This is a genomic window from Liquorilactobacillus aquaticus DSM 21051 (assembly GCF_001436755.1).
GTDB classification, from domain to species: domain Bacteria; phylum Bacillota; class Bacilli; order Lactobacillales; family Lactobacillaceae; genus Liquorilactobacillus; species Liquorilactobacillus aquaticus.
This window is the reverse complement of sequence record NZ_AYZD01000015.1, coordinates 63,717-77,205: the sequence shown is the minus strand read 5'-3', so window position 1 is coordinate 77,205 and position 13,489 is coordinate 63,717. Positions and strand designations below refer to the sequence as shown.

The 13,489-nt window shown below is 36.7% G+C and carries 12 protein-coding genes; 10 read left to right on the top strand and 2 right to left on the bottom strand.

Annotation, left to right across the window (positions count from 1 at the left end):
* Position 1 precedes the first annotated feature (1 nt).
* The 4 genes from rpsA to FC19_RS03750 all read left to right on the top strand — a co-directional run bounded on the left by rpsA (position 2) and on the right by FC19_RS03750 (position 4,550).
* Positions 2-1,216, top strand: coding sequence for a 30S ribosomal protein S1 (gene rpsA / locus FC19_RS03765; protein ID WP_057875659.1), 1,215 nt, complete (start codon positions 2-4; stop codon positions 1,214-1,216).
* Between the two features lie 107 nt (positions 1,217-1,323).
* Positions 1,324-2,634 carry a ribosome biogenesis GTPase Der gene (gene der, locus FC19_RS03760; RefSeq protein WP_057875658.1) on the top strand — a complete coding sequence of 437 codons (1,311 nt, stop codon included), beginning with the start codon at positions 1,324-1,326 and terminating at the stop codon, positions 2,632-2,634.
* Positions 2,635-2,878: 244 nt separating this feature from the next.
* Positions 2,879-3,154 (top strand): HU family DNA-binding protein, encoded by a 276-nt coding sequence (locus FC19_RS03755; protein WP_034986956.1) that lies wholly within the window; start codon positions 2,879-2,881, stop codon positions 3,152-3,154.
* Positions 3,155-3,287: 133 nt separating this feature from the next.
* On the top strand, positions 3,288-4,550 hold the full coding sequence (locus tag FC19_RS03750) for a tetratricopeptide repeat protein (RefSeq protein ID WP_057875657.1): 1,263 nt from the start codon (positions 3,288-3,290) through the stop codon (positions 4,548-4,550).
* A 130-nt stretch (positions 4,551-4,680) separates the two neighbouring features.
* Here the strand turns inward: FC19_RS03750 and FC19_RS03745 are convergent, their stop codons facing one another.
* Together FC19_RS03745 and FC19_RS03740 are read right to left on the bottom strand one after the other, a co-directional pair.
* A complete protein-coding gene (locus tag FC19_RS03745) occupies positions 4,681-5,508 on the bottom strand; it encodes a site-specific integrase (protein WP_057875656.1) in 828 nt (275 codons plus the stop codon).
* A gap of 98 nt (positions 5,509-5,606) precedes the next feature.
* Positions 5,607-6,500 (bottom strand): YitT family protein, encoded by an 894-nt coding sequence (locus tag FC19_RS03740; protein WP_057875655.1) that lies wholly within the window; start codon positions 6,498-6,500, stop codon positions 5,607-5,609.
* A 353-nt stretch (positions 6,501-6,853) separates the two neighbouring features.
* On the opposite strand from FC19_RS03740, the gene dapB reads away from it, so the two are divergent.
* The 6 genes from dapB (at position 6,854) to FC19_RS03710 (ending at position 13,487) form a co-directional block, all read left to right on the top strand.
* Positions 6,854-7,642: a 4-hydroxy-tetrahydrodipicolinate reductase gene (gene dapB / locus FC19_RS03735; RefSeq protein WP_057875654.1), complete on the top strand. Its 789-nt coding sequence runs from the start codon at positions 6,854-6,856 to the stop codon at positions 7,640-7,642.
* Complete coding sequence (locus FC19_RS03730) at positions 7,639-8,853, top strand: CCA tRNA nucleotidyltransferase (RefSeq protein ID WP_057875653.1); 1,215 nt, start codon at positions 7,639-7,641, stop codon at positions 8,851-8,853. Before dapB ends, FC19_RS03730 begins: the two co-directional genes overlap by 4 nt.
* Before the next feature lie 29 nt (positions 8,854-8,882).
* Positions 8,883-10,778, top strand: a complete 1,896-nt coding sequence (locus FC19_RS03725; RefSeq protein ID WP_057875652.1) for an ABC-F family ATP-binding cassette domain-containing protein — start codon at positions 8,883-8,885, stop codon at positions 10,776-10,778.
* Positions 10,779-10,802: 24 nt separating this feature from the next.
* Positions 10,803-11,759, top strand: coding sequence for a thymidylate synthase (locus FC19_RS03720; protein WP_057875651.1), 957 nt, complete (start codon positions 10,803-10,805; stop codon positions 11,757-11,759).
* Between the two features lie 33 nt (positions 11,760-11,792).
* Positions 11,793-12,299 carry a dihydrofolate reductase gene (locus FC19_RS03715; protein ID WP_057875650.1) on the top strand — a complete coding sequence of 169 codons (507 nt, stop codon included), beginning with the start codon at positions 11,793-11,795 and terminating at the stop codon, positions 12,297-12,299.
* Between the two features lie 252 nt (positions 12,300-12,551).
* Positions 12,552-13,487, top strand: coding sequence for an SGNH/GDSL hydrolase family protein (locus FC19_RS03710; protein WP_057875649.1), 936 nt, complete (start codon positions 12,552-12,554; stop codon positions 13,485-13,487).
* Positions 13,488-13,489: the final 2 nt, after the last annotated feature.

Genomic DNA, 13,489 nt, shown 5'->3' with positions numbered 1-13,489 from the left:
CATGAGTGAAGCAGATGCAAATAAGGATTTATTAGAAGCGTTAGATAGCGTCAGTGAGGTTAAAATTGGCAATGTTGTCAAAGGAGAAGTATTGGCAATTGATGATTCCAAGCAAGTTATTGTTGGAATAGAAGGTACAGGTGTTGAAGGTGTTGTGCCTTTTAAAGAATTAGTAACCAAGCCTGGCGAAGAAATTGAAGATACGGTCAAAGTCGGTGATGTTTTTGATCTTGTTGTTATCTCGAAAATTGGTTCTGACAAAGAGGGCGGCAGTTATCTTTTGTCGCAACGTCGTTTGGAAGCAAGAAAAGTTTGGGATGAGATTGAAAAAGAATTTGAGGCCGGTGAAACAATTACAGCTCCTGTAACACAAGTTGTCAAGGGTGGTTTAGTTGTAGATGCTGGTGTTAGAGGATTTATCCCTGCTTCAATGGTCGATGACCGTTTTGTTGAAGATTTAAATCAATATAAGGGTCAAACATTAGAATTGAAGATTATTGAAATTGAGCCCAGTGAAAACCGTTTAATTTTATCGCACAAAGAAATTGTTAAAGAAGAACGTGAAGCCAAAAAAGCAGAAACTATGGCCAAGCTGGTTGTTGGTGATGTTATTGAAGGTAAAATTGCTCGTTTAACAAGCTTTGGTGCTTTCATCGACCTAGGTGGCGTTGATGGTTTGGTTCATGTTTCTGAAATCGCGTATGAACGTGTTGAGAAACCATCTGACGTCTTAAAGGTGGGTGAAACAGTTAAGGTCAAGGTCTTAGCGGTTGATCCTGAAAAAGAAAGAATTTCACTTTCAATTAAACAGACTTTACCTCAGCCATGGGATGATCTTGATCAAAAGGTTGCCGAAGGTGATGTCTTAGAAGGTACTGTAAAACGTTTGACCAGCTTTGGGGCTTTTGTTGAAGTCTTTCCAGGTGTTGAAGGTTTGGTTCATATTTCACAGATTTCGCATAAACATATTGCAACGCCAAATGAAGTGTTGACTTCTGGTGAAACAGTTAAGGTTAAGGTGCTTAACGTTCATCCTGAAGAACATCGTTTAGCTTTGTCAATTAAAGCACTTGAGGAGAAACCAAGCGTTGCTTCAAGCGAACCTAAGAAGAAAAAGGTTGAAAATAATGCTAAAACAGAGGCTCCCGAAGAGAGTACTGGGTTTACACTTGGTGACCTTGTCGGCGATCTTAAAGATGACGAAGAAGATAAATAATTTTTGATTGAAACCATTCTGGCTGACTCAAAAGGATTACTTTTGGGTCAGTTTTTTGCTGAAATATTCAACTTAAATTATTCAGTTTTGAAAGTGAGGTGTTTTACTTGTCTAACCCTGTAGTTGCAATTGTAGGACGACCTAATGTTGGAAAATCAACGGTTTTTAATAGAATTGCCGGTGAACGGATTTCGATTGTCGAAGATGTTGCTGGAGTGACACGTGACCGTATCTATACACACAGTGAGTGGTTAGGTCAAAAGTTTGATTTAATCGACACGGGTGGAATTGATATTGGCGAGGAACCTTTTTTGAATCAGATAGCTGAGCAAGCTGAAATTGCTATTAATGAAGCTGACGTAATTGTTTTTGTTGTCAGTGTAAAAGAAGGTGTTACTGATGCTGATGAAAAAGTGGCACATATTTTATATCGGTCTGATAAACCAGTGATAGTTGCTGTGAATAAAGTCGATAATCCTGAATTAAAAGGGGATATATACGACTTTTACTCATTAGGCTTCGGAGAACCGGTTGCTATTTCGAGTACTCATGGAATTGGAATTGGGGATCTTTTAGATCAGGTTTGTCACTCATTCCCCGAAATGGGTGAACAAGAAGAAGATGATTCAATCAAATTCAGTTTGATCGGTCGACCAAATGTAGGCAAATCATCCTTAGTGAATGCCATTTTAGGTGAAAATCGTGTGATTGTTTCCAACATTGAGGGTACTACACGTGATGCGATTGATACACCCTTTTTAACAGATGCAGGCGATAAATTTAGTGTAATCGATACTGCTGGTATTCGAAAAAAAGGTAAAGTCTACGAAAATACCGAGAAGTATGCTGTTCTTCGGGCTTTGAGAGCAATTGACCGTTCAGATGTTGTCCTTGTCGTTTTGAATGCCGAAGAAGGTATTCGGGAACAAGATAAGAAAGTTGCTGGCTATGCACATGAGGCTGGCCGCGGAATTATCATTTTAGTTAATAAATGGGATATGGTAAAAAAAGATAATCGGACAATGCAGGAATTTGAAGAACTAATTCGGCGTGAATTCCAGTATTTAAGTTATGCGCCAATCATCTTTGTTTCTGCCATGACAAAACAGAGACTGGATAAACTTCCAGAGTTAATTAAACGTATTAATGAAAATCATGAGCGTAGAATTAGTTCATCTGTTCTAAACGACGTTATTATGGATGCAATCGCACGCAATCCTACTCCAACGGATAATGGAAAAAGGTTGCGGATCTACTATACAACACAAGTTGCTGTCAAGCCGCCGACATTTATTGTTTTTGTTAACGATACAGAACTAATGCATTTTTCGTATGAGAGGTTTATTGAAAATCAAATTAGAGAGGCATTTGATTTTGTTGGAACTCCTATACACATTATTGAAAGAAGACGTAAATAGTATTCATTTTAGAGTGTTGAAGAAGAAACTTTTTGCGTTTTAAGTTCTGATTAAAAGACAGTATTTTTTTGTGCTTTCTGGTGTAAAAAAAGCGAAAAACCTTGTTATATTAGGCTTTATATGCTATCTTAGTAGGAGAGATAATGATTTGTTAGTCATTGTTTCATCATTTTGATGCATTCAAAATGGAAGCTCACAGATTTAGTTATCTGTGTATATATCTTCGTATGAGGAGGTGAAACACATGGCAAACAAAGCACAATTGATCGAAACAGTTGCAACAAAAACTGGTTTGACTAAAAAGGATGCAACTTCAGCTGTTGATGCTGTTTTTGAAACAATTCAAGATACATTAGCAGAAGGCGAAAAAGTTCAATTAATCGGGTTTGGCAACTTTGAAGTACGCCAACGCGCAGCTCGTAAGGGCCGTAATCCACAAACGGGTAAAGAAATTCAAATTCCCGCAAGCAAAGTACCTGCTTTTAAACCAGGTAAAGCTTTAAAGGATTCTGTTAAATAGATCATGAATTATTATTCGTCTAAATGAAGTCGGGACTTGAGTCCTGACTTTTTTGTTGTAAGTGAAGAATTTTGCCATTGTTTCATCAATATATATATGTATTTTATAACAGTGATTAAAAGAGGGTGATTTTATGAGCTATTCGGCTAAAATAATTTCAATGATTGAAATGGGAAAATTTGATGATGTTCAAGCGGATTTTGAGAAAGCTTTGCAAAAAGACAATGCTGACTTAATTTATAGTTTAGCGGAGGAACTCTATTCTTTGGGCTTTTCAGAGTTGGCTCAAAAAGCATATCAGTTTCTCTTAGACAAATATCCAGAGGAAGACCAGTTGCGAACAGCATTAGCAGATATTGCAATAAGTGAAGGAAACAGTGATAAGGCACTTGACTATCTGGCAGCAGTGAAACCAGACTCAGATGCATATTTAAATTCACTTCTAGTTGCGGCAGATTTATATCAAACGCAAGGTCTATTTGAAGTTAGTGAGCAAAAATTGTTAAGTGCGCTTGAAATTGCGCCTGAAGAGCCAATCGTGCTTTTTGCTTTAGCTGAGTTATATTTTGATATTAAAAAGTATCATAATGCCATTCCTTTGTATTTAACACTAATTAAGTCTGGTATTACTGAACTTTCGCAAGTAAATCTAACACAACGGCTTGGATTTTCGTATGCAGTTAGTGGAAAATTTGAGCAAGCGCTGGGTTATTTAAAGCAGGTGCATGAAAGAGATATTGATTTTGATACGCGCTTCCAATTGGCATTTACCGAATTGCAGCTTAAACAGTATGATGAAGCAATAAAAAACTTTACAAAGCTAAAGGAAAGCAGTACTGACTATTCTACTGTTTATCCATACTTGGCTGAAGCATACGAACAACAGGGGCTTCTTCAAAAAGAATTAGAGGTACTTCAAGAAGGACTACGGGTTGATCAGTATAATATTAAATTATATCAATTAGCTAGTTCTGTAGCGCTTAAGATGCAGCAGCCAAAATTAGCAGAGGAACATTTGCGCGCGGCATTGGCTTTAGAACCCGATAATATGACATTAGTTATTCAGTTAAGCAATTTATTAGTTGAGTTAAAAAAATACCAAGAAAACATTGAATTGCTAACCGACTATTTGCAGAATGATGAAACGGATCCACAACTATATTGGAATTTGGGGAGATCATACGCACAAATTGAAGATGAGAAGCATGCGCTTGAAAATTATCAAGTAGCTGCACATACGTTTAGTAATCAACCTGAGTTTTTACGTGAAGCAAGTTTCTTTTACCGCAAGATCGGTAAATTGAAAAGTGCAGAAAAATGTGTAGCAGCGTATCTCAAGCTTATTCCAGAAGATTTGGAAATGCTTGATTTACAAGATGAGCTGCATGATCTGTAAACTCAATCAATTTTTAGTTAAAAAACCATCTTTCTTGTAGCTTATTTTCAGTCATAAAATGCATTTTGCATTTTATGGCTGATTTTTTTGTTTAAAATCAAAAACTATTCGGTCAATTTTAAATAACTTCCTACAGAGATTTTTTCTTCCAATAAGTTTGTCGATAATAGTTAAGAGAGGAAGGAGTTAGTCGCAGCTTCTGCAAGATTTCGCTATCACTTTTATGCTGATGTAGCGCAAGATAGTGAAAAATAGCATTTTGATATAACTTTTGCGGACTTAAAGAAAAAGTACATTTTTTTTCATCATACTTTAAATATTTATGAAGAGCAGGTAACGTCAACTGTGGTGTTATTGGATCAAAACGATGTTTAAGGAAAAGGTCGGCTGTTTTCTGTTTTTGCCGCAAAGGTTGAATAAAAACAAAAAAATCCTGCATAAACTCTTTCTCAAATTCCTCTAAATGTTCATGTTTGAAGACTGTATAGAAATTAGGTTGTAGAAATTCACTAACTGGATAGAAATGAGCACAAAGAAGCAGCGTTAAGCGAGTATAGAAACTTAGTTCTTTGCTTGCGAGAAGCTGGCTGAGTTCCTTAGGCCAATCAAGTAAAGAACTGTTTGTTTGCGAAAGCTTTTTTCCTGTTAATGCAAGAGTTGGAAGAGTTTGAATTAGATTTTCATGGAAAAGATATTCAAAATAGCGTTTAAGATGCGACAGAACCTTATTGTAAGTTGTATATTTGTTAGAGCGTTTTACAAGTAGCACTGCGAAATAGTCGCGAATATCGCTTTCTTGTAGCTGGCTGATGCTGGGTTTTTCCTGATAAATGGTATTGAAATGGCGAAGATAGGTAAAAAAATCGTTTAAATCATGGTCATAGCTTTTAATAGTCGAGTCTGCCAACATTTTTTTGACCAAATATTTTTCAAAAGGATGTTGATATGGATATCCCATACTAAATTCCCCTTCCTTAGTTATATGTATAATCTTACTTTAACTTATTATAAACAAAAAAAGAACGCTGCACAAATCGCAGCGTAAAACCAAAGTAACTAAAAACGTCTCCTAAAAAAGGACTTTTGCGGTTGAGCATAAGTAAATCCTTCACCAATTGCCTCATTGACAGTCAATATTGATACGAATGCATGTTTATCGATGGCTTCGACCATTCGTTTGAGTGAGGTTAGTTCACTTGGACTGACAACACAATAAATAGCTTGCCCTTGTTCTTTAGAAAATGCCCCCGTTGTTTGAATATGACTTACTCCGCGTCCTAATTCAGTAATTATTTGCTGGGTTATTTCCGGATAAGAATTACTGAAAATAATGACACCACGTGCTGCATACGCACCTTCTTGAGTGAAACTGATAATCTTCGAAAAAACATAAGAGGCCAAAAGAGTATACATCATCTGTCGAATACTGATATAGCTCAATGAGAGCCCTAAGACAACACAATCCAGTAATAACAAGGTTTTCCCCATTGCAACTCCTTTTTTCTTCTCGAATATGCGAGCAACAATATCAGTTCCGCCTGTAGTTCCGCCAAAGCGATATATAAGCCCGGAGCCGACCCCACCGAAGAAACCGGCTAACAAACCGGCAATAAACATATCATGGCTGATATTAATACTTATAGGGACACGCTGCCATAACCAGATGAAAAAAGACAAGGATATAGTTCCATGTATAGTGTAGATAAGTGCATTTTTTCCTAAGTAGCGCAATGCAATGATAATCAAAGGAATATTTATAACAAGTGTTGAATAAGCAGGATCAATATGCAACCAATATCTAATAATAAGGGTGATACCAGTAATCCCGCCTTCAGCTAAGCTATTAGCGATGTTGACTTTGACTAATCCAAACGCGTAAAAAGCACATCCAAGTGCAATCATAATAAAATCGACTAAACGTACCTGAAGTTTTTCCTTAGTTTGATACATGTTTTCATCTCCTATTCATTTAGTAAGAACTGCCATACAAATAAGGTATTATGCCTTATTTGCGAATTTGCTTTTAGAGCAGGAGAATTTAATTCTTAGCTCAAAAAAGTAATACTAAAGGATATTAATCTTGATTGTTATGGTCCATGAGATTCAACCTTTGCGTGAAAACTTGCGACAGATCCTAGGAAATAATAACATAGTTTTTAGCTTAACGTCAGTAATTGAATTTTTTAATGAACAAGAATAATTTTATAATTAACTGACTATAAAGCTTGCTATCGAGAGGTGCAAGAAAAGAAACAATCTGTTAGAATGAATAGGTATAGATTCAAATGAAAAGGATGATATAAATGATAAAAGTTATTGTAGCAGGCTTTAAGGGACGCATGGGAAATACAACTTCACATATGATAATCAATCACGATAATTTTGAGTTGGTTAGCGTGTTTGATCCAAGGGCGACGGAAAAACTTCTTAGCGAGATAAGCGAGTTTAAAGGGCAAGATGTTCCAGTTTATAACAAATTACACGATATCGACACCAGCAATATTGATGTGTGGATTGATTTCACTGCCCCATCCTCGGTTTACGGCAACGTTAAGTTTGCCATTGAACATGATATTTCACCTATTGTCGGAACAACCGGAATGACTGATGATCAGGTTGCTGAGCTTCAAAGTATTTCCAAGAATAAAAAATTGGGTGGGCTGATTGCACCTAATTTCGGTATTTCAGCAGTCCTTTTGATGCAATTTGCGCAACAGGCAGCTAAGTATTTCCCAGATGTCGAAATAATTGAAATGCATCATGACAATAAGTTAGATGCTCCAAGTGGAACCGCAATTAATACCGCAAAATTAATTTCTGAGGTCCGCACTCCAAAAAAACAGGGAAATCCGGATGAAAAAGAAACTTTGGCTGGAGCTCGTGGTGCTGACTATGAAGGAATGCACATTCATAGCGTTCGGTTACCTGGGTATGTTGCACATGAACAAGTTTTGTTTGGGAGTAAGGGCGAAGCATTGACTATTCGACAAGATTCATTTGACCGGGTTTCTTTCATGTCAGGTGTTGCAGTGGCAGTTGAAAAGATACAAGGTTATGATGAATTATTGGTTGGTCTTGAACATATTTTATGATAATTACGAATTTACCTGCTGAATTCGAAGAAGCAAAGGAAGTTCTAGGTGCTATTCAACAGGCTGGCTTTGAGGCTTACTTCGTCGGTGGAAGTGTGCGGGACACCATTTTAGGACTCAAAATCCACGATGTTGATATTGCAACAAGCGCCTATCCAGCGGAAGTAAAAAAAATTTTTAAGAAAACCATAGATACAGGTATCGAGCATGGTACGGTAACTGTTCTTGATCATAACCGCGCGTATGAAATAACAACATTTCGAACTGAATCGACATATCAGGATTTTCGTCGACCGGATCATGTTAAATTTGTACGATCTCTTAGAGAAGATTTAAAACGTCGCGATTTAACGATAAATGCTCTTGCGATGAAACCGGATGGAGAGATTATTGATCTTTTTGATGGACTCAATGATTTAAAAGAAGGAAATATACGCGCAGTTGGGGTCGCTGAAGAACGATTTCATGAGGATGCTTTGCGTATGATGCGTGCTGTGCGGTTTGCAAGTCAACTCGATTTTACAATCGAAAAAAACACGCTTGATGCAATCAAACATAATGCACATTTACTGCAAAACGTGGCCGTTGAAAGAATTCATGTTGAATGGGCGAAGTTACTGTTAGGGACGAACCCTAAAACGGGTTTGGAGAACTTTTTGGCAACCACTTTATACTATTATTGCCCGCTATTTAAGGACAAGGAGGAGGTCTTCCGAAAGATTTTAAGGCTAAGGGGTTCCGTGCAACTCAGCTCGGAAGCCTCTGCTTGGACTCTAATTTGTTATTTGAGTAGTTTGACATCCACTGCAGTAAAAAAAATGTTGCGAGCTTGGAAAAGTTCGAATGAGCTGGTTGATAGTGTTGTAATTGCGACTGAAATAGTTTCTTTGATAGAAAGAAGAAAACTGGATACGTGGTCATACTACAAAGGTGGTCTTCACTGCATTAAGTTTGCGAATGAAGTTGCTAGTATATTAGGTTTCGGCATCAATCATACAACTCTGGAAGAAAATTATGCTGCTTTACCAATAAAAAACAAGCATGAGCTTAAAATTAACGGTGGGGTTTTAATAAGTCAGTTAAAAATTAAACCAGGACCGCAATTAGGGAAGATATTAGAAAAAATTGAATATAAGGTCGTCATGGGAGAAATCGAAAATCAACCCACAGCATTGCTGAAAGCTGTATCAAGTTGGATCGAAGCCGAATAAAAGCAATTTTAAAATGAAAGAGTGAACTTATGCAAACTTTACGCGTTGAGAATTTAGCAAAAACATATGGTGAAAAAACTTTGTTTGCAGGCATTGACTTTATGATCAATGAAAACGACCGCATTGGATTAATTGGGACGAATGGTTCCGGTAAAACATCATTGTTAAACGTTTTGGCTGGATTAAGTTCAGCTGACAGCGGGAAGATAGTTAAACCAAATCAATACCGTATCAGTTATTTGAAGCAGATACCGGAATTAGATCCAAATGCTACAATTATGAATGCGATTTTTGAAGGCTCAGCACCAGTTTTTCAAACCATTCATAAGTATGAAGAGGCGCTCATGACATATGGTCAGCATCCAGAAAACACAAAGTATCAGCAACGTTATGTTGATGCTGAAAATAGAATGAATCAAGAAGATGCATGGAGTGCTGAAAGTGACGTAAAAACAATTTTAACACAGCTGCATATTAATGATTTGGATCAAAAAATCGGCAACCTGTCTGGAGGCCAAAAAAAGCGTGTGGGTTTGGCACAAGTCCTTATTCAAGCGCCTGATTTGTTGGTATTAGATGAACCGACTAATCATCTTGACTTTGACTCAATTAAATGGTTAGAAAAGTATTTAGCAAACTACAAAGGTGCGTTATTGGTCGTAACACATGATCGATATTTTTTGGATCAAGTAGCGACGACAATTATGGAATTGTCATTTGGTAAAATATATTTATACCAAGGTAATTATCAGGCTTTTGTCAGCCAAAAAGCTGAGCGGGTTGAACGAGAAGTTAGTTCTGAACATAAACAACAGCAGCTCTATAAAAAAGAATTGGCATGGATGCGGACCGGAGCTAAGGCAAGAACAACAAAGCAGCAAGCAAGAATTAACAAATTTAATGATCTTAAGAACAATCTAAATAAGTTGCAAGTCGATGATGATATCGATATCTCATTAGGACAGCAAAGGTTGGGAAAAAAGGTCATTGAGATACAAAAAGGTTCGTTGGATATTGCAGGCCATCACATACTTGAGAATTTCAGTTTGTTGGTTCAGGCGCATGATAGGATTGGAATAACTGGGATTAATGGTGCTGGAAAGTCAAGCTTGTTGAATGTTTTGGCGGGTGAGCTCCCATTAGATGAAGGAAATGTTATTATCGGTGAGACAGTTAAGTTAGCCTATTACAGGCAACAAACAGAACCGATCCCAGAAAATGAACGTATGATCAGTTATCTCAATGAAGTTGGACAGAATGTTGTGGATAAAAATGGGCAGCATATAAGTACAACTCAGTTGCTAGAACAGTTTCTGTTTCCACGTTCTATGCATGGAGTGCTTATTAGAAAGTTGTCTGGCGGTGAAAAACGTAGATTGTACTTGTTGAAGCTGTTGATGTCTCAGCCGAATGTTTTGTTGCTTGATGAACCAACTAATGACTTGGACATTGGTACTTTGACTGTTCTTGAGGATTACTTAGATAGCTTTTCCGGTACAGTTATTACGGTCTCGCATGATCGGTATTTTTTGGATAAAGTTGCTGATAAGTTGTTTATTTTTGAGGGGAATGCTCATATAAAAAGATATGCTGGTGTTTTTACTGATTATCTTCAGGAAGAAGAAAATAATTATAATCAAAAAAATACTAAGAAACTCAAGGCACATTCTGATGACAAGGGCAAAAAAATCCAAAAGAAAATAAAAACAAAATTAACTTATGCAGAGAAAATTGAATTTGGCAAGCTTGAAACAAAAATTGATCAACTTGAAAATGATAAGACCTCCTTGCAAGAAAAACTTATGCAGGTCAGCGGGTCAGACTATGAAAAACTAGCTGATCTACAAATGAAAATAGACGAAGTAGACAAAAAAATTGAAGAAAAAATGAAACGCTGGGAATACTTGAGTCAATATGACCAATAATTTTATGATGGAGTAGTGATAGCCATGGCAATTTTGGAGCAACCATATTTGCAGTTGATCGAGGATATTTTAGAAAAGGGACATTTGAAGAGTGACCGGACAGGAACAGGAACACATAGTTTATTTGGCTATCAGATGCGCTTTGACCTAAGCAAGGGGTTCCCACTGCTAACGACCAAAAAAGTTGCATTTGGTCTGGTAAAAAGCGAATTATTATGGTTTTTGCGGGGAGATACAAATATTCGTTTCTTATTGCAACACAAAAATCATATCTGGGACGAGTGGGCTTTTAAAAAATGGGTTGAAAGTTCAGATTATACTGGTCCTGATATGACTGATTTTGGTCACAAAGCTCTTAAAGATCCCGCATTTAAGACTGTTTATTTAAATGAAAAAAAAGCTTTTTGCCAAAAAATATTAAACGATGAGAGTTTTTCACAAAAATATGGCAATTTAGGTGATGTTTATGGAGCACAATGGCGTCACTGGAAAACAAGTGATGGAAAAGTGATTGATCAGATCCAAAACGTAATTGATGATATAAAAAATAAACCTGATTCAAGACGTTTGATTGTCACTGCATGGAATCCAGAAGATGTGCCTCAAAGCGCTCTCCCTCCGTGTCACACATTGTTTCAGTTTTACGTGGTTGACGGTAAATTAAGCTGCCAGCTGTATCAACGTAGTGCAGATGTTTTTCTAGGTGTTCCGTTTAACATTGCTAGTTATGCCTTGTTAACACATTTGATTGCTCGCGAGACAAATCTGGAAGTGGGCGAATTTATTCACACTTTAGGTGATGCACATATCTATAACAATCATATTGAACAAGTTAAAACACAATTGACACGAACACCTAAGGATGCACCAACGATATGGCTCAATCCGCAAAAAACGAGTGTGTTTGATTTTGAAATGGAAGATATAAAAATACAGGGATATGATCCAGCTCCCGCAATTAAGGCACCGGTGGCGGTTTAATCTTTTCAATAAAGGATAAAGGAGTGTAGATAAGTGCTTGCGTATATATGGGCCGAAGACGAAAAACGACATATTGGATATCAGGGGCGTCTTCCTTGGAGACTTCCCGCAGATTTGGCTTATTTTAAAGAAAAGACTCTCAATCATCCCATTATAATGGGGAGAAAAACTTTTGAGAGTTTCAAGGGGTTTCTACCACGACGTCATCACATTGTACTGACATCTTCAAAGGACTTTGAAGAAAAATACAATTTTGATGAGCGTTTAACGGTGGTTCATTCGATTCCCGAACTGCGGAAATTGTTTAGTAGCAGAGAAGAACTGTTGTTTGTTATCGGTGGTGCATCACTTTTTGGGGAATTACTGGATGATGTTGATTTCTTATATGTTACAAAAATTAATGCGCTTTTTAAGGCCGATACAAGTATGCCGAAAATTGATTGCGATAAATTTGAATTGATTACAAAAATTGATGGGATAAGGGATCAAAAAAACTTGTACGATCATCGATTTGAAGTTTATCAGCGTAGACGTCATTAAAAAAGGAAAGCAGTCCTAACGATTTATTAAGCAATGGTCGTTTGGGGGCTGTTTTATTTTAATTCAAACCAAATTCAAAAAATTTGCAGAAAAAATAATTATTCACTAAATTATGGTTAAGCAAAGCTCAAACAACTGAATAAAGAAAAAAAATTTGCTATACTAACATCGTTTATAGTTATTTTTGAAATACTAGTAATTATTAATCAATATACTTTTTATCAATTCATTTTAAGCAGAGGGGAAGACAAATTGCTATCTTTTAAAAAGGTTCTAACTCTTGTAGCAGTTTTTGCTGCGCTAACCTGTTTTTTTTATTTGGGATTGAGCAAATTGGCCGACAAAAAGCTCCCAAAATCCAACGATCGAACTTCTAAAATAAATCAGAGTGAGAAAAAACGGAAGAAAACACAGGTAAAATTAGTGGCTTTAGGTGACTCACTTACGCAGGGCGTTGGAGATACCACCCAAAATGGAGGATATGTTTATCTGGTTAAGCAGGTGCTGGAAAAAAGATTAGACGCTACAGTGGTGACAGAAAACTATGGCAAAGCTGGTGATCGAAGCGATCAGATCATGAAACGGTTGCAGCAGCAAGAAACTCAACAGAATGCTTTAAAAAAAGCAAATGTGATTACGATGACTGTCGGTGGAAATGATTTAATGCAGACGCTGCAGAAGAATTTTAATTCTTTATCTTCGAACCAATTAGCAAGCTTTATGCCAACTGCACAGAGAACGTATTCTCATAAATTAGATGAGTTACTGCGGACGATTCGCAGTTATAACTCACATGCACCAATTTTCTTATACACAGTTTATAATCCATTTTATGTCTATTTTCCAGCGTTAACACAGCTGCAAAAGTATACAGAGCAATGGAATATGATTGCACAACAGAAAACTGCAAAAAACAAAAACGTTTATGTTGTAAATGTCGAAAAGCGTCTTTCGGAGGGTCAGTATTACGATCATGGGAGTACGCTCAAAGAAACAACCGTTACAGATTATAATAATTTGTCTGGTCAAAAACTGTCTAAAATACTAAGTAATCAAAAAGAAAAAAACAACTATTTATCTCCTGCGGATCATTTTCACCCTAATTTGAAGGGGTATAAATATATGGCGGCAAAATTATATCAAGTTATGATAAAACATAAAGAGAAATGGTTAAAGGAGGGAGGATAATT